This window comes from Pseudoalteromonas sp. S3776 (assembly GCF_005886915.1).
Lineage (GTDB): Bacteria > Pseudomonadota > Gammaproteobacteria > Enterobacterales > Alteromonadaceae > Pseudoalteromonas.
The window spans coordinates 74,790-91,144 of sequence record NZ_PNCU01000040.1 but is presented as its reverse complement, the minus strand read 5'-3'; the positions used below and the strand labels follow the sequence as shown (position 1 = coordinate 91,144).

Annotated in this window: 15 protein-coding genes and 1 riboswitch; of the genes, 10 read left to right on the top strand and 5 right to left on the bottom strand. The window is 42.0% G+C overall.

Annotation, left to right across the window (positions count from 1 at the left end; all coding sequences use genetic code 11):
• Positions 1-15 precede the first annotated feature (15 nt).
• A complete protein-coding gene (rsuA, locus tag CWC16_RS15500; RefSeq protein ID WP_138542167.1) occupies positions 16-714 on the bottom strand; it encodes a 16S rRNA pseudouridine(516) synthase RsuA in 699 nt (232 codons plus the stop codon).
• Positions 715-773: 59 nt separating this feature from the next.
• On the opposite strand from rsuA, the gene zapE reads away from it, so the two are divergent.
• Positions 774-1,883, top strand: a complete 1,110-nt coding sequence (zapE, locus tag CWC16_RS15495) for a cell division protein ZapE (protein ID WP_138542166.1) — start codon at positions 774-776, stop codon at positions 1,881-1,883.
• A 708-nt stretch (positions 1,884-2,591) separates the two neighbouring features.
• Here the strand turns inward: zapE and galE are convergent.
• Positions 2,592-3,608 (bottom strand): UDP-glucose 4-epimerase GalE, encoded by a 1,017-nt coding sequence (gene galE / locus CWC16_RS15490; RefSeq protein ID WP_138542165.1) that lies wholly within the window; start codon positions 3,606-3,608, stop codon positions 2,592-2,594.
• Between the two features lie 226 nt (positions 3,609-3,834).
• Here galE and CWC16_RS15485 point away from each other — a divergent pair, with 226 nt between their 5' ends.
• Together CWC16_RS15485 and CWC16_RS15480 are read left to right on the top strand one after the other, a co-directional pair.
• Positions 3,835-4,326, top strand: a complete 492-nt coding sequence (locus tag CWC16_RS15485) for a DUF3016 domain-containing protein (protein WP_138542164.1) — start codon at positions 3,835-3,837, stop codon at positions 4,324-4,326.
• A 494-nt stretch (positions 4,327-4,820) separates the two neighbouring features.
• The gene (locus tag CWC16_RS15480; protein ID WP_138542163.1) at positions 4,821-5,312 is read left to right on the top strand and encodes a DUF3016 domain-containing protein; all 492 of its coding nucleotides are present in this window, start codon (positions 4,821-4,823) and stop codon (positions 5,310-5,312) included.
• Between the two features lie 150 nt (positions 5,313-5,462).
• Here CWC16_RS15480 and CWC16_RS15475 read toward each other — a convergent pair whose 3' ends face one another.
• On the bottom strand, positions 5,463-5,753 hold the full coding sequence (locus CWC16_RS15475; protein WP_055016947.1) for a hypothetical protein: 291 nt from the start codon (positions 5,751-5,753) through the stop codon (positions 5,463-5,465).
• Positions 5,754-5,835: 82 nt separating this feature from the next.
• Here CWC16_RS15475 and CWC16_RS15470 point away from each other — a divergent pair, with 82 nt between their 5' ends.
• Positions 5,836-6,045 carry a hypothetical protein gene (locus CWC16_RS15470; RefSeq protein ID WP_138542162.1) on the top strand — a complete coding sequence of 70 codons (210 nt, stop codon included), beginning with the start codon at positions 5,836-5,838 and terminating at the stop codon, positions 6,043-6,045.
• On the opposite strand, the gene epmB is transcribed toward CWC16_RS15470, so the two are convergent.
• On the bottom strand, positions 6,042-7,055 hold the full coding sequence (gene epmB, locus CWC16_RS15465; protein ID WP_138542161.1) for an EF-P beta-lysylation protein EpmB: 1,014 nt from the start codon (positions 7,053-7,055) through the stop codon (positions 6,042-6,044). The two genes, CWC16_RS15470 and epmB, sit on opposite strands and share 4 nt — an antisense overlap.
• Before the next feature lie 41 nt (positions 7,056-7,096).
• On the opposite strand from epmB, the gene efp reads away from it, so the two are divergent.
• Both efp and epmA read left to right on the top strand, forming a co-directional pair.
• A complete protein-coding gene (gene efp / locus CWC16_RS15460; protein WP_055016950.1) occupies positions 7,097-7,663 on the top strand; it encodes an elongation factor P in 567 nt (188 codons plus the stop codon).
• A 56-nt stretch (positions 7,664-7,719) separates the two neighbouring features.
• Positions 7,720-8,694 (top strand): elongation factor P--(R)-beta-lysine ligase, encoded by a 975-nt coding sequence (epmA, locus tag CWC16_RS15455; RefSeq protein ID WP_138542160.1) that lies wholly within the window; start codon positions 7,720-7,722, stop codon positions 8,692-8,694.
• Positions 8,695-9,662: 968 nt separating this feature from the next.
• On the opposite strand, the gene CWC16_RS15450 is transcribed toward epmA, so the two are convergent.
• Positions 9,663-11,762: a TonB-dependent receptor gene (locus tag CWC16_RS15450; RefSeq protein ID WP_138542159.1), complete on the bottom strand. Its 2,100-nt coding sequence runs from the start codon at positions 11,760-11,762 to the stop codon at positions 9,663-9,665.
• A 101-nt stretch (positions 11,763-11,863) separates the two neighbouring features.
• Here CWC16_RS15450 and CWC16_RS15445 point away from each other — a divergent pair, with 101 nt between their 5' ends.
• The 4 genes from CWC16_RS15445 (at position 11,864) to CWC16_RS15430 (ending at position 16,349) form a co-directional block, all read left to right on the top strand.
• Positions 11,864-12,268: an acyl-CoA thioesterase gene (locus tag CWC16_RS15445; RefSeq protein ID WP_055016870.1), complete on the top strand. Its 405-nt coding sequence runs from the start codon at positions 11,864-11,866 to the stop codon at positions 12,266-12,268.
• Positions 12,269-12,388: 120 nt separating this feature from the next.
• Entirely contained in the window at positions 12,389-12,787 is a 399-nt protein-coding gene (locus CWC16_RS15440; RefSeq protein WP_138542158.1) for an META domain-containing protein, read from the top strand.
• Positions 12,788-12,881: 94 nt separating this feature from the next.
• Positions 12,882-12,987, top strand: a riboswitch (TPP riboswitch).
• A 143-nt stretch (positions 12,988-13,130) separates the two neighbouring features.
• A complete protein-coding gene (gene thiC, locus CWC16_RS15435; protein WP_138542157.1) occupies positions 13,131-15,083 on the top strand; it encodes a phosphomethylpyrimidine synthase ThiC in 1,953 nt (650 codons plus the stop codon).
• Between the two features lie 264 nt (positions 15,084-15,347).
• On the top strand, positions 15,348-16,349 hold the full coding sequence (locus CWC16_RS15430; protein WP_138542156.1) for an FAD-dependent oxidoreductase: 1,002 nt from the start codon (positions 15,348-15,350) through the stop codon (positions 16,347-16,349).
• Positions 16,350-16,355 lie beyond the last annotated feature (6 nt).

The window sequence follows — 16,355 nt, the reverse complement described above, 5'->3', positions numbered from 1 at the left end:
TGACCGCTGACCGCTCTATAGTTTAACCTCTCCCTCTTTTAACTCTCTATACTCTCCACTTGCTAAGTTTTCGTCCAGTATAATATTCCCTATTTGTTCGCGGTGTAGTTCTACCACTTTGTTACCTACTGCGGCTAACATGCGTTTAACTTGATGGTATTTACCTTCGCTGATTGATAAACGTAAGCTGTAGGTGGCAAGTGCTTCTGCTTTAGCTGGGCGGGTGAGATCTTTTTCGTTGTGAAGTTGTACGCCGTTGCGTAGTTGTTCTAATGCGTCTTCGGTTATAGGCTCTTGGGTTTCTACTAAATAGGTTTTTAATTTGTTGTGCTTGGGTGAGGTTATACGATGCGACCAGTCGCCATCGTTGGTAATAAGCACTAAGCCAGTAGTATCTATATCAAGGCGACCTGCCACATGAAAGTCAGCCATATTTGGCTCATCGAGCAAATCAAATACCGTAGGGTGTAGCTCATCTATATTGGCACACACGTAGCCTACAGGTTTGTGCAGCATAAAGTAGCGCTTGCCTAAAAATACCATAGGCTCACCAACAAATGTTACTTCATCTTGCTGGGTTATTTGAAAATCGAACGCGGTAACAACTTCCCCATTTACTTGCGCCTCTTGGCGCTTAATTGCAGCGCGTGCTTTTGAGCGTGGCAGCTCTGCTAGGTGGCTAATAAATTTATCTAAGCGGCAAGGGAATTTCATTTTAGTTCACATTTTTAGTCGGCTACAATGGCCGCGATTATAGCCGATAGTGAAACCCCATGACAGTAAACTACCCACAAATATTAAAGCTCTATCAAGCAAAAATTGAAGCGGGTGAACTACGATTTGATAACGCTCAGCATAGTGCGGTAAATGCGTTGAACAATCTGAGCACACAGTTATGCACAAAAAAATTGTGGTGGCAAAAAGCGCCATTCGTTAAAGGGGTTTATTTGCATGGTCCGGTAGGGCGGGGTAAATCTATGTTGATGGATTTATTTTATAAAAACTTACCCACTGAGCGTAAACAGCGGCTGCATTTTCATCACTTTATGGCGCAGGTACACGCCCAACTTGCTCAATTACAAGGGCAAAAAAATCCACTTACATTGATTGCCAAACAGTGGGCTAAAAATATAAACGTGCTGTGTTTTGATGAGTTTTTTGTTAGTGACATTGGCGATGCAATGATTATGGCAAGGTTATTTAATGCCCTGTTTAATTGTGGGGTCGTGCTGGTGGCAACCTCTAACGTAAAGCCTGAACAGCTCTATTATAATGGCCTACAACGTGCGCGGTTTTTACCTACAATCGATTTAATTAATAACCACTGCCACATAGTTAGTGTGGCCGGGCAGGAAGATCACCGCTTTAGATACGGTAAAAAAAACCGCCACTATTTTATTAACTTACCCAATGATGAGTTTAATAAGCTTTTTATTAAACAGTATCCTCAAGCGACTAAAAATCAAAGTTTACAGGTACACTCGCGTGCTTTACCGTATTTATTTAAAGCAAATAACGCACTGATGATTGATTTTATGGCGCTTTGCTCTGGCCCGCGAAGTGCGCAGGATTACATGCTTTTAGCCAAACAGTTTAATGTTTTATATATAGCAAATGTGCCAAAAATGGGTGTAGGCGCAACAGGTAAAGTAATTGTGCATGGTATTGAAGATAGCTACCAACGAGAAAAACAAACTCTTGATGAGCATTATTTAGATGACGAAGCGCGGCGCTTTATTGCATTGGTAGATGAATTTTACGATTGCCACAAGTTGTTAGTCATTAATGCGCAGGCGCAGATAGAAACGCTTTATGAAGGTAAAAAATTGAGCTTTGAATATGCGCGAACACAGTCGCGTATTGTTGAAATGCAAAATTGGTAACGCTTTTCATTATTAAAGTTTAAGTGCAACTAGCCGGTGTTTTGTAGTGATTAAGCGATTGTTATTACCACAGAGAAGACAAGGAGAAGTACAGGAGAAGTGACTAGTAATAGTATACTTCCTCGGTGTAGCGCGCAGCGCCTCGGTGCCCTCTGTGGTCGATTTGTTTTGGGCTTAAAGCCACAAAAGTAATTAAGAGATTGTTATTACCACAGAGAAGACAAGGAGAAGGGAAGGTGAAGAGCTAATACCTCCTTGGTGTAGCGCGCAGCGCCTCGGTGCCCTCTGTGGTCAATTTGTTTTAGGCTTAAAGCCACTAAAGTGATTAAGCGATTGTTATCACCACAGAGAAGACAAGGAGAAGTACAGGAGAAGTGACTAGTAATAGTATACTTCCTCGGTGTAGCGCGCAGCGCCTCGGTGCCCTCTGTGGTAAATTTGTTTTTAAGCAAACAACGAAAGTCATTTTATTACCACAGAGAACACAGAGAAATGAAGGAGAGGTAATAGTTATTGACGCGCAGCTTGCTGGCGTTTAAAAGCAGCGCTTTTACGTTGTGTTAAACCCCTTTGATAAAGCTATGAGAAGCTTTGCATCAACCCTAAGCAAGCTTTACGTCTTGTACCTCTCGTTGATAAATGATTAGCGCGGTGATTAAATTTACTTGCAGATGATTTGCCTGCTTGGGCAGCAGGCAAAGCGTTTAATTAACCTTTATAACCATTAGGGTTATTTGACTGCCAACGCCATGTATCTTCCATCATGGCATCTATTCCGCGTTCTGCTTTCCAGCCTAGTTCATTAAGTGCTTTTTCTGGCGCGGCGTAGCATGCAGCAATATCGCCAGGGCGGCGAGGTGATACTTGATAAGGTACGTCTTGGCCACTTGCTTTTATAAAGGCATTAACCATTTGCAGTACAGAGTAACCATTGCCTGTGCCAAGGTTATATACCAGCGCGCCGGTATTGTTGGCAATTTTATCAAGCGCTTTTAAGTGACCCATCGCTAAATCTACAACGTGAATATAGTCGCGCACGCCGGTGCCATCAACGGTGTCGTAGTCATCACCAAACACAGCAAGCTGTTTTAATTTACCTACCGCAACTTGGGCAATAAAGGGCAGTAAGTTATTTGGTATACCGTTAGGATCTTCGCCAATTAATCCCGACTCATGGGCGCCCACAGGGTTAAAGTAACGCAAAATAGCAAATGCAAAACGTTCATCTGATTTAGCAATATCTTGTAGCATCATTTCCACCATCAGTTTTGATGTACCATACGGGTTTGTTGTGCCACCTACCGGGAAGTCTTCTTTAATCGGTAAGCTTGCAGGGTCGCCGTAAACGGTTGCTGATGAGCTAAATACGAGTTTAAATACACCTGCATCACGCATGGCATCCACAAGTGTTAGCGTACCTTGTACGTTTGTTTGATAGTACTCAACAGGTTTAGCCACCGACTCACCAACCGACTTTAAGCCAGCAAAATGAATTACGCTCTCTATGGTGTGCCTTGCAAAAATGGCATCTAAAAAAACTTTATCAAGAATGTCGCCTTGGTAAAATGTGGCTTCTTTGCCTGTGATTTGCTTTACGCGTGTAAGCGACTCTTTTGATGCGTTACTTAAATTATCAACAACAACAACTTCGCTGTCTTGCTGTAAAAGTTCTAAAACGGTGTGTGAGCCTATGTAGCCTGCGCCGCCTGTTACTAAAATTGCCATGAATGCTCCGTGGATACCTTTTTCAATTATCTTAATTTCACCATAAGTTGTGATGATTTACATGCTTTATTTGTAACTTTTATTATTAAGAGGGGTCATATAGTTAAATGCATATAAAGTAGTTTAAATGTCGCATTAAGTTATAGTTAATCAATCACTGCTAAGATTATTAGTTATATTATTGGGCTAAGTCTAAATAATTAGTACTGCCCCTTTGGAGAATGCTATGAATTCAGTTAAAACAATCGCTATGGCAATGTGTATTACATTACCTGCATTTGCACACGCTGGAGAATCTGTAGTTAAGTGGCAAGATTTTAAAGACTACCGCGATGTGCGCGCTTCTAGCCAGGGCAAAGCGTCGTACCACAAACAAATTGCTACTCAGTTCGAAAAACACTTTTCTAAACTCGCCGAGCAGTTGCCAAAAGGTTATAAGCTAAATTTAGAAATAACCGATATCGATTTAGCAGGCGATGTACGCTATGGCGGTATGGATGAAATACGCGTAGTAAAACCTATTTACTTTCCGCGCATTAAGCTCAATTACTCGCTTGTAGATAACGATGGTAGTGTAATAAGTGAAGCAAACGACGTAGAGCTGAAAGACATGGGCTTTATGGATAAAATTAAAATGGGTCGCGACGAGCCGTTTTTTTATGAAAAACGCTTAATTACAGAGTGGTTTGGCGAGCAAATTTTAGCAAATTTAGATTAGGCAGTGTTGTATAAGCAGGCTTCACTGCTTCGATTAAAATCACAGAGTTGCAATCATCGCCAAGTAGACGCGCAGCTTGTTGGCGTATAAAAGGAGCGCTTTTACATTGGTTATTATATTTTAAAACCATGAGAAGCTGCGCTTCTAACGTGAGCAAGCTCTACGTCTACAACCCAAATAAGCTCCGTGGTTAAATTTATTATAGGCGCCTTGCTTGTTAGCATATTTGGAATTTATTCTGGCTAACCGCTAACCGCTAACCGCTAACCGCTAACCGCTAACCGCTAACCGCTAACCGCTAACCGCTAACCGCTAACCGCTAACCGCTATTATTTAATCAAGCTACATTATTAACCTTACATGTACCTACTTTACATTAAAAATTTTTGCTGCTAATTTAAACTATTGTTATCAGTGTGAGTTTTCAGGTTTATTGATTTAAATTGAATGTGTTGTACTTGCGTTGACTTTTGATAGTTCACATGGAGAAGATTATGAAAAGTTTAAAATTACTAACGCTAGTAATGGGTTTAAGTTCTGTTGGTATTGCACAAGCTGGTGAGTCTGCAGTTAAATGGCAGGATTTTGATAATTACCGCGATGTGCGTGCAACAAATCAATCACCGACTTCTTTTGAAAAGCAAATTACTATTAACTTTGAAAAGCATTTTGCGAAGTTAGCTGAAAAATTACCTAGTGGATATAAATTAAATGTAGAGGTTGCAGATCTTGATTTAGCAGGTGCTATTGAGTTTTCTGGCGCTAAAAAAATAAGAGTAATTCAACCATTTCATTACCCACAAATTAAGCTGTCTTACACGGTAACTAATCCGCAGGGTGAAGTTGTGAACCACGCCTCAGAAGTGTTATTAAAAGATAGAGGCTATTTAGATAAAATTAAGCGCTCAACCTCTAGAGCATTTTATTATGAAAAACGCTTAGTAACTAATTGGTTTAATTCAAAAGTTTTATCTAATATAAGTTAAATACAGCTACAAAATAAATACACAAATGCCGATAAACTTTATCGGCGTTTTTGTATTTGATGTTTACTAAATTTAACGCGGTGTTTTTTAATATTTAACTGACAACTGACAACTGACAACTGACAACTGACAACTGACAACTGACAACAATTATTTAAACGTAGCGAGCAGGGTAAGTAACTGTTGCAGTTTAATAACCGCTTTTTTTAGCTTTTCTTCATCAAAACCATCAGTGCTTAAGCTTTCTACATCGGCTGCTACATCAAGTACGTATGGCTTAAAACGTTTAGCTTCAAAACTAAATCCGGCATCGGCTGGGAATAAGGCTTTAAATTTACCGTGGCCTTGTTGCTGTAGTTCATCTAGTTTTTTGTCGGCATCAAGTGCTTGGCGATAAACAATTTTTAAGTTAGCGTTGAGTTGTTCAATTATAGAATCCATGGTTTTCCTAAAGCTTTGTACTGCATTGCCGATATAGTACTTGGATTACATTTAAATGTCAGGTTGATTAAGGCTTATAACGATGAATATATCAGGTGGAAATCTACCCGCTATGTCTAGCTCTGGCCAAGGTGGTGAAGTTTATACTGCTGCTTTGTCTAAAAAGCAGCAATTAGCAGATGGCGCAGCAGCACTTGCACTTATTGAAGGTGCTGCGCAAGCAACAAGTGCGCAATCACCGGCTCAGTCGGTCACTACAACACTGGGTAACAATGTAAATATATACGTTTAAATTAACTTAAGGTCGATAGGCGTTTTGCTTTTCTGACCGCCTATTTCTCTTACCAATTTAGGCACTAAAAATCCGGGCAGGGCTTCTAATAGCTCTGCCATTATTTTTATTGCCTGTGGCTCTTCTATATCAAAGTGGCTTGCGCCTTCAACCTTATCAAGCAAATATAAATAGTATGGCAGTACGTCTGCATCAAATAACGCCTCACTTAAATTTATTTGTGCTTCAACTGTATCGTTCACCTCTTTTAAAATAACCGCCTGGTTTAATAACGTTACGCCTGCTTGCTTTAACTTTTGCATGGCTGCTTTAAACTCGTCGTCTATTTCGTTTGCATGATTTATATGGTTAATAAACACAACTTTAAGCGGTGATTGCTGCAATCTAGCGCATAGTTCATCGGTAATACGCGCAGGTATAACAACAGGCAAACGGCTGTGTATTCGCATGCGTTTAATTTGCGGTAATTGTTCAAGCTCATCTAAAAACCAACTAATGGCATCGTCTTTGGCCATAAGTGGGTCGCCACCACTTAAAATTACTTCGTTTATGTTGGCATCTGATTTTATGTAGCTCAGCGCATCAAGCAGGCTTTTTTTATTAAGCTGGTTTTCTTGATACGGGAAGTGGCGCCTAAAGCAGTAACGGCAATTTACTGCACAGCCAGTTTTAAACATAATTAAAACGCGGGATTTATACTTATGTAAAAGCCCAGGCTGCTCGTTGTCTTGCTCAAGCAGTGGATCTTTATTAAAACCAGTTTTAGTTAAAAACTCTTGGTGGCGCGGCATAACTTGTAGCAATAAGGGGTCGTTTGCATCGCCCTTGCGCATTTTTTTTATAAATGGGACTGGCACGCGTACCGGAAATAAACTGCGGGCTTTTAGGTCGTTTTCATGGGCTTGGCTCGATAAACCGACCATTTCAAGCAAGGTTTTTGGGCAGGTAACTACATTTGCTAATTCTTTTTGCCAGTTTTTATGCAAATTTGCTTCATTTCTTTGTATCATTGGCACGTAGATTACTCGAAAAAAATTAAATAGAGGAAACGATGGCGAATTATAGCACCAACGAGTTCAAGGGCGGCCTAAAAATTATGATGGACGGCGAACCTTGCAGTATTTTAGAAAACGAAATGGTAAAACCTGGTAAGGGCCAAGCGTTTAACCGTGTTCGTATCCGTAAGCTTATTTCTGGCAAGGTACTTGAAAAAACCTTTAAATCGGGTGAATCAGTTGAAGGTGCCGATGTAATGGATACCGACTTAGCGTACCTTTACACAGACGGTGAGTTTTGGCATTTCATGAACAACGAAACATTTGAGCAGATTGCCGCTGACGAAAAAGCACTTGGCGATGCAGGTAAATGGCTAGTTGAAAACGATGTATGTACTATTACGCTATGGAACGGTAGCCCAATCGCGGTTACGCCACCTAACTTTGTTGAGCTTGAGATCACTGACACTGATCCTGGCCTAAAAGGCGATACAGCGGGCACAGGTGGTAAACCTGCAACGCTTAGCACGGGTGCAGTAGTACGTGTTCCATTATTCGTACAAATTGGTGAAGTAATTAAAGTAGACACCCGTAGCGGTGAATACGTAGGCCGTGTTAAGTAAGCTTGTTTACGGTTTATAAAATCCCGGCTTAAGCTGGGATTTTTTTTGGAGAAAATATGTCAGCAACACTTTGGGCCCCAAGCGCAAGCATAAAAACCCTTAAAAAGCGCGCAGCCATACTACGAACCATTCGTGAATTTTTTTATACGCGTAATGTAATGGAAGTAGAAACCCCTAGCTTAAGTAGCGCAAGCGTAACCGATGTGCATTTAGCGAGTTTTAATACGCAGTTTGTAGGCCCAGGCCACGCTGGAGGCTTGCCGCTTTATTTACAAACATCGCCCGAATTTGCCATGAAGCGCTTATTAGCCGCAGGCTCTGGGCCAATTTTCCAGCTTTGTAAGGCATTTAGAAACGAAGAGGCGGGTCGCTATCATAATCCCGAATTTACTATGCTTGAGTGGTATCGCCCTGGGTTTGATGAGTTTGCATTAATGGATGAAATGGATGAGCTAATGCAGCTTATTTTAAATGTAGAGCCTGCGGAGCGACTGACTTACCAGCAAGCATTTGTGCAGGTGTTAGCGCTTGACCCATTAACAGCTACGCTTACGCAATTACAAGCACTTGCCTGCGATCATGGCTTTGCCGATATAGCTAAAAACGAAACCAATAAAGACACCTTACTGCAGCTGTTATTTTGTATGAAAGTAGAGCCAACTATTGGGCAAACTAAGCCGTGTTTTGTGTATCACTTTCCGGCATCGCAAGCGGCACTTGCACAAATTTGTGAACATGATAACCGCGTAGCAGGGCGCTTTGAGCTCTATTATAAAAATATGGAATTAGCAAACGGCTTTAACGAGCTAACTAATGCCAAAGAGCAGGCAAAACGCTTTGATGAAGATAATGCCCACCGCGCTGCCAATGGGTTAAAACACGTACCTATGGATAGGCGTTTAATCGCCGCGCTTGAACACGGGCTTCCAAAGTGTGCAGGCGTTGCAATGGGTATAGACAGGTTAGTTATGCTAGCCACCGAAAAAGAGACAATAAAAGAAGTCATCGCGTTTGACGTAGATAGGGCGTAATGCTAGGCGTGGTAATCCACCCAAAAAATTTAAAGCATTAATTCACAAAGAGGTTAGGAGGCGCTGCGCTATAGAGGGGACGTTGTAGTCACGGCTTTATGCCGCGTATTTTGTATTAAATGCCAGACGCGAGGTAAACTCGCTGCTACTTGTATGTTTCTCAGTGTAGTGCGCAGCGCTCCGGTGTTCTCGGTGGTAAAAGCGCTTTGTTCTAGTGCATAAGTAATTAAGAAATTATTAACACCACAGGGAAGGCAAGGAGAAGTGCAGGAGAAGATACTAAAAAATGGTATATTTTCTCTGTGTAGCGCGCAGCGCCTCGGTGTTCTCGGTGGTAAATTTGTTTTTAAGCACATAAAGTGATTAAGAGATTATTATCACCACAGAGAAGACAAGGAGAAGTGCGGGAGAAGATACTAAAAAATAGTATATTTCCTTGGTGTAGCGCGCAGCGCCTCGGTGTTCTCGGTGGTAAATTTGTTTTTAAGCACATAAAGTGATTAAGAAATTATTATCACCACAGAGAAGACAAGGAGAAGTACGGGAGAAGTGACTAGTAATAGTATATTTCCTCAGTGTAGCGCGAAGCGCCCTCGGTGGTCAAAATTGTTCTTTTAAGTAAAAATTAAAGTAATTTTATCACCACAGAGAACACAGAGAGGTAAAGGAGAAGATCTAATGCCTCCTCTGTGCAGCGCGCAGCGCCTCGGTGTCCTCGGTGGTCAATTTGTTTTGGGCCTTAAAGCCACTAAAGTGATTATTATCACCACAGAAAACACGCAGTAGTGAAGAAGTAATAATTAATTGTAGGCGCCTTGCTTGCTGGCGCGTTGAAATAAAATTTATTTACGCTTTGTATTTTTGCGTGAGCAAGCTTCACGTCTACCAATAAAAAAACACCGCGTTTATTGTAAACGCGGTGCTTAATATTTATTTTTGCTAACAGCTAACAGCTAACAGCTAACAGCTTACAGCTCTAACGTAAACGTGACGCCTGCTACTCTTGGCTCACCTAATTGAACGTAGGTATGTGTTTCGTAGCCATCAAGTGGGTTGTTACCAAACTCAAAGCCGCGGGTTGGTACTTCTTCGTCAAATACGTTACGTGCCCATGCGCGTACTGCCCACAAGTCGGCTTCGTAGCCAAAGCTTAAGTTTACTAAATTGCTGCTAGGCGCTTGTGAATTATGGCTATCTGAGAAGTAATAATCGTCTTTACCTTCAACGCCTATCATACCGTACAGCTCATTAGTAAAGTTGTAACGTGCGCTAAATGCGTATTGATATTTAGGTGATTGCGCTTGCTCACGACCGTCTTGATTTAAGCCCGATTGCGTTACAAAGTCGTCTATTTCTGTGTTTAAGTAACCGGCACTACCTGTTAAGAATAAGTCTTCGGTAAGTTGGTAACTACCTTCAACCTCTAAGCCGTAGTTACTGCCAGAGCTTGCGTTATCAACATAACCTGTAAACTGCTGGTTTTCTACTTGCCATGCTTTTAATTGAATATTGTCGCGGTGCATATAAAATGCGGCTAAACGCAGGGTAAATTTGTCATCAAGAGATGAGCCCTTAACGCCAAACTCGCCGCTCCAAAGGTATTCTGGGTCAAAGCTTGTATGCTGCTGGAAAAAATCAGCATCTAGGTTTAAGCCTTCATCTTTAGCTTTAGCAAGTGCTTCTGAATTAATACCGCCAGCTTTATAACCACGGGTAATGCTTGCGTAGATCATAGTACGATCAATCACTTGGTATTCAAGTGCTAGTTTACCGCCTACCATTACGTCGTCTGTCTCTTCAATAAAGCCGTTACTGTCGGTGTAATCCCCTTGGTATTGCTCTACGCGTAAACCGGTAATGAGCGTGGTTTTAGGGCCGATAGGTGTGGCTACTTGGCCGTAAACAGCCACGTTACTGGTTTCGTAGGTTGATGCAAATGGGTTTGCAAGCCATGTGTATTCGCGCTCTAAATCTACGTCGCGGTTTTGATAGTAAACACCGGCAACCCAGTTACCTGTTTTAGAATTTAGTTGTAAATTAGCTGATTGATCGTCACGATCACGCGTGTACACATCAGTTGAGCTATAACCCCAAGGGTGCAAGCCTGCTGCACATAATTGTGGCTCGCTTGCATCGTTACATACCCAGTCTTCGTCAAAGCTGTAAAGTAGCTCAGTATCAATGGCTGAAAGGTTTAAGCTTACGTCAAAAGCATCAAAGCCTGTGTAAGTATTGTTAATACCAATGGCGTAGCTTTGTTGGTTATCTTGGCCTGGCTCGTCGGCTACGCTATTACGGCTGTTATCAAGCGTGAACGCATCGTAGCCGTTGTTTATGTCTATGTAGTGTAGGTTTAACTCAGTGTTTAAATGTTCAGTAAGTTGGCTGTTTAATTTAAAACGGGCTACTTGTTCATCTTGTTGCTGGGTTTCGTCGTTTAAATATAAGTTGTCGACGTAGCCATCTGATTTTCTGCGAAAGTAGCTTACACGTGCGCTTGTATCATCGGTTAAGCCTGTACTTGCCGCAAGGCCTGCTTCGCGTGAGTTGTAAGTGCCCATACCCACTTGCAATTTTAAACTAGGATCGGCAGTTGCTTGTGCTGATTCCATTTGGATCATACCGGCCATACCGTCTGCGCCAAAGCGAGTGCCTTGTGGGCCGCGGTAAATTTCTACGTGGTCAATATCAAATAATAAAGAGCTGCCACCTAAACCCGAGTAGTTTATGCCGTCGATGACCAAGCCAACCGATGGATTAATTGGGTCTACAAATTGTGAGCGAAGTCCCACACCACGAATTTGAATATAACGACCACGAGAGGCACCTGAAGTAAAGTTTACGTTGGCTGTACTACCTAGCATTTCGTCTAAGAAACTTGCACCGCGTTGATTAATTTCAGATTCGCTAAATAGGCTCGCACTCGCGCTTAATGTTTGAATGCTTTCACGTTGAAAGTCGCCGGTAACAACAATTCGTTCTAGGTCGCTGTCATCAGCGTTTGCTATAAGTGGTGTACTAATTAGCGGTAACAACGCCGCAGTAATTAAAGACAAACGTAAGTTCATTAGGTTACTTAACTCCATTTTAGGGACTTGTATGGTAGCAATTATTTTAATACTTGTGTTATAACGCAGCGATTATACGTTAAATAATCAGGATTACTAATATGACCTTTAAAGTTGATTTTAAAGTGCGCCATTACGAATGTGACTTGCAAGGTATTGTAAATAACAGTGTGTACTTTAATTATTTAGAGCATGCCCGCCATGAGTTTTTATTTGCGAATGGGGTCGATTTTGCACTGCTTGCCAAGCAAAAAGTTAACTTAGTAGTGATACGCAGTGAGGTTGATTACAAGCATTCACTGGTGCCTGAAGACGAATTTTATGTGTCGGTAGAGCCTGAGCGTATAAGCCGGTTAAAGTTTGCGTTTAAACAGGCAATCGTTCGCAAAAGCGATGAAAAAATAATGCTTCAAGCCAGAGTAATTGGCACATCGGTTAACGAAAAAGGTCGCCCTTTTTTACCACCCGAAATGGATAACTTATTTAAAAATTGTGATCTAAATTAAGCTGTTTAACTTTTAAACTACCATAGAACAAAAATTTACATTTAAAACATGCATTTTTAACGGATAAACCGCATAAAAATTGTTACTATTACTGTAATTAAATATTTAGTTAGTAATAGCATGAAATTAGCAGCACTACCGATACTTTTGATCGGTTTATGTATTGGTTGTACAGCCACAGGGACGGTGACCACTGAGCAGCTAAAGTACACACAATGGCAACTATCAAAGGTTGATGGGTTGGCTGTGCCGGCCTCTTACAGAGCGTCAATAAGCTTTATTGAAGCGTTGCAAGTAAACGGGTTTGCAGGATGTAATAAGTTTTTTGGTGAAGGCGAGCTTGAAGACAGCAATATTAGCGTTAATAAACTTGGCATGACGCGGAAGTCGTGCGGAGCAGACGTTGATGAGCTAGAACAGCAGTTTTTACAAGCTCTCAGAGAGGGGGCAACGCTTACCATGCAAGGCTCACAGTTAGTTATGCAGGGCGATCAAACTTTTTTATTTATTGCAAAGTAGTGGCATGAGTATTTAAAACTGCCTCTTGCAGGCAATTTTTAACTGGCGTACACTCAACGCTGATTTGATCAAAATAGCAAATCAACGAACATAATTTTACTTGTCGGAGTGCCTTAAATAATTAAGGCTGAGATCGCGAAAGCGGGATCCGTGAACCTGATCAGGTTAAAACCTGCGTAGGGAACAAGCTGCCTAAAATGGGACGCTTGTGCGTCTTTTTTTATGCGCACAACAAAATAACTAGCCATTTTAGGCCGCAAAGCAGCGTAAGCACTGCTTTACGATCTTTCTCTATTCCTTATGGAATATCTGACAAGACAATCCTTTAGCAATGAGGTAAGTCATGTCAAACACTACAAATAAGTCTACACGTCGAGAAACGCGCGCAGCCGCGTCTGACTATATTTATAATTTAACAGGTCAGGCATTTCCAAGTTCGCAAAAAGTATATGTAGAAGGCAGCCAGCCGGGCGTGCGTGTAGGTATGCGCGAAATAACACTAAGCGACACGTTTATTGGTGGCGATGAGCAAAACCCGGTGTATGAGCCAAACGAGCCACTACGCGTTTACGATACATCAGGCCCATATACCGACCCTAACTTTGAGTTAGACGTACGCAAAGGGTTACCTAAATTTCGCGAGCAGTGGATAAAAGGTCGCAACGACACTGAAGTACTCGAGTCTGTTACTTCGCAATTTGCCCAGCAGCGTATGGCCGATGATGGTTTGGATCATATTCGTTTTGAACATTTGCCTAAAATTCGCCGTGGTAAGGCGGGTAAAAACGTAACCCAAATGCATTATGCTCGCCAAGGCATTATTACCCCAGAAATGGAATACGTAGCCATACGCGAAAACATGGGTCGTGCACAAATTACAGAAGAGCTATTAGCAGCACAGCATAAAGGCGAATCGTTTGGGGCGAGTATTCCCGATTTTATTACCCCTGAATTTGTACGTGAAGAAATAGCCCGTGGTCGTGCTATTTTACCAAACAATATTAACCATCCAGAAACCGAGCCCATGATAGTTGGGCGTAACTTTTTAGTTAAAGTTAACGCTAACATAGGTAATTCGTCGGTAAGCTCATCAATCGAAGAAGAAGTAGAAAAAATGGTGTGGTCTACCCGTTGGGGTGCCGATACCGTAATGGATTTATCAACTGGACGCTATATTCACGAAACGCGTGAATGGGTTGTACGTAATTCGCCAGTGCCGATTGGCACAGTACCCATTTATCAAGCGCTTGAAAAAGTAAATGGTGTGGCAGAGGATTTAACGTGGGAGATCTTTCGCGATACCCTAATTGAACAGGCCGAACAGGGTGTTGATTACTTTACTATTCATGCCGGAGTATTGCTGCGTTATGTGCCAATGACGGCAAAGCGAGTAACCGGTATTGTATCGCGTGGTGGCTCAATTATGGCTAAGTGGTGTTTAGCGCACCATAAAGAAAACTTTTTATATACGCACTTTGAAGATATTTGCGAAATTTTAAAACAATACGATGTGTGTTTTTCACTCGGTGATGGCCTTCGTCCAGGTTCGATTGCTGATGCCAACGACGAAGCGCAATTTAGCGAGCTACGTACGTTAGGGGAGCTTACAAAAATTGCGTGGAAACACGATGTACAAGTATTTATTGAAGGCCCAGGCCATGTGCCAATGCACATGATTAAAGCCAATATGGATGAACAATTAGAGCATTGTGGCGAAGCGCCTTTTTATACATTAGGCCCATTAACTACCGATATAGCACCAGGGTACGACCATATAACATCGGGTATAGGCGCTGCACAAATAGCGTGGTATGGCTGTGCCATGCTGTGTTATGTAACACCAAAAGAGCATTTAGGTTTGCCCAATAAAGAAGATGTAAAAGAGGGCTTAATTACCTACAAAATTGCAGCGCATGCGGCCGATTTAGCCAAAGGCCACCCCGGCGCACAAGAGCGTGACAATGCATTATCAAAAGCACGTTTTGAATTTAGATGGCACGACCAATTTAATATTGGCCTAGACCCAGAACGTGCCCGTGAATACCACGACGAAACCCTGCCGCAAGAGTCTGGCAAAGTGGCGCACTTTTGCTCTATGTGCGGCCCTAAATTTTGCTCAATGAAAATTACCCAAGAGGTACGTGATTATGCCAAAGATCTCGAATCACGCGGGATCGATCCTAACAATGTTGGTGATGCAATTGAGATCAAAATGGTTGATGTAGAAGCGCAAATGAAAGCGAAGTCGGAAGAGTTTAAGCAATCGGGCTCAGAAATTTACCATAAAGCGCTGTAGCGCGGTTTTCAGCTGTCAGATATCAACAATAAAGTAACTAGCATAGAGGCAATAGTTACTTTATACCAATTCGCATAATTAAGTAAGCTTTTTTGAGGATGGATAAACGAGTTGATAGCAAGGCAAAAAATTCGCTATTTAGTTGTTCTAAATGAGAATTTTTTAACACAGATAGCGACACGTTTAGCCCCTGAAAATGATTAAGTGTTATTGCGGATTGGTATTACTGACAGCTGCGGCTTTGAGCTTCATGTAGGAGTGTTTATGTTTTACAACATTGCCGTTGTAGGCTTTGGTTTAGCAGGGCGCTTAGCAGCCCTTGAGCTTAGTAAGTCGCATCATGTTACTGTTTTTGAAGCCACTGATGAGCATACTCAAAATAGTGCCGGTAAAGTGGCTGCTGCGATGTTAGCACCACTTGCAGAGTCGGTATTGTGTGAAACGGATTTAGCGATCACGGGGCTAAATTCACTCAAGCGCTGGCCTGAAATAGTGAGCGAGCTTGAAGGTGAGGTTTTTTATCAGCAAAAAGGCACGCTGGTTGTGGCGCACCAGCAAGATAAAGGTGACTTACAAAGCTTTAGCCAGCGTATTAAGCCTATAGCAGGGCATAGCGCGCAGGCGTTAAATGCTCAGCAAATAACGCAGTTAGAGCCCGAATTAGCTAATCGTTTTAACCAAGGGGTGTTTTTACCCTGCGAAGGGCAGATTGATAATCAGGCTTTTTATAAAGCAAGTTTTACCATGCTTAATAAACGTAAGGTTAAGTTTGTGTTTAACCAACGCGTTAGCATTCAAAATGGCGAGGTGAATAACCGCCCGTTTGATTACATTATTGATTGCCGTGGTTTAGGTGCTAAAGCCGATAAGCCACTTAGAGGAGTGCGTGGTGAGGTAGCCAGATTACATGCGCCAGAGGTTAACTTAACGCGGCCTGTGCGTTTAATGCACCCACGCTATCCAATTTATATCGCACCAAAACCCAATAATGAGTATGTAATTGGTGCAACCGAAATTGAGTCTGATGATAGCGGGCCTGCCACGGTGCGTTCCACGCTTGAGCTACTTTCGGCCGCTTATACTGTGCACAGCGGGTTTGCTGAGGCTCGATTAATCAATATTCAAAGCGGGTTACGCCCTGCATTTAAAAGCAATCGACCAGAGGTTTTAAAAGAAGGAAACGTAATTAGTATTAATGGCTTATATCGTCATGGCTATATGTTGGGGCCCGCTTTAGTGAAAGATGCGTTATCAAAAATAGAGTGAGTAATA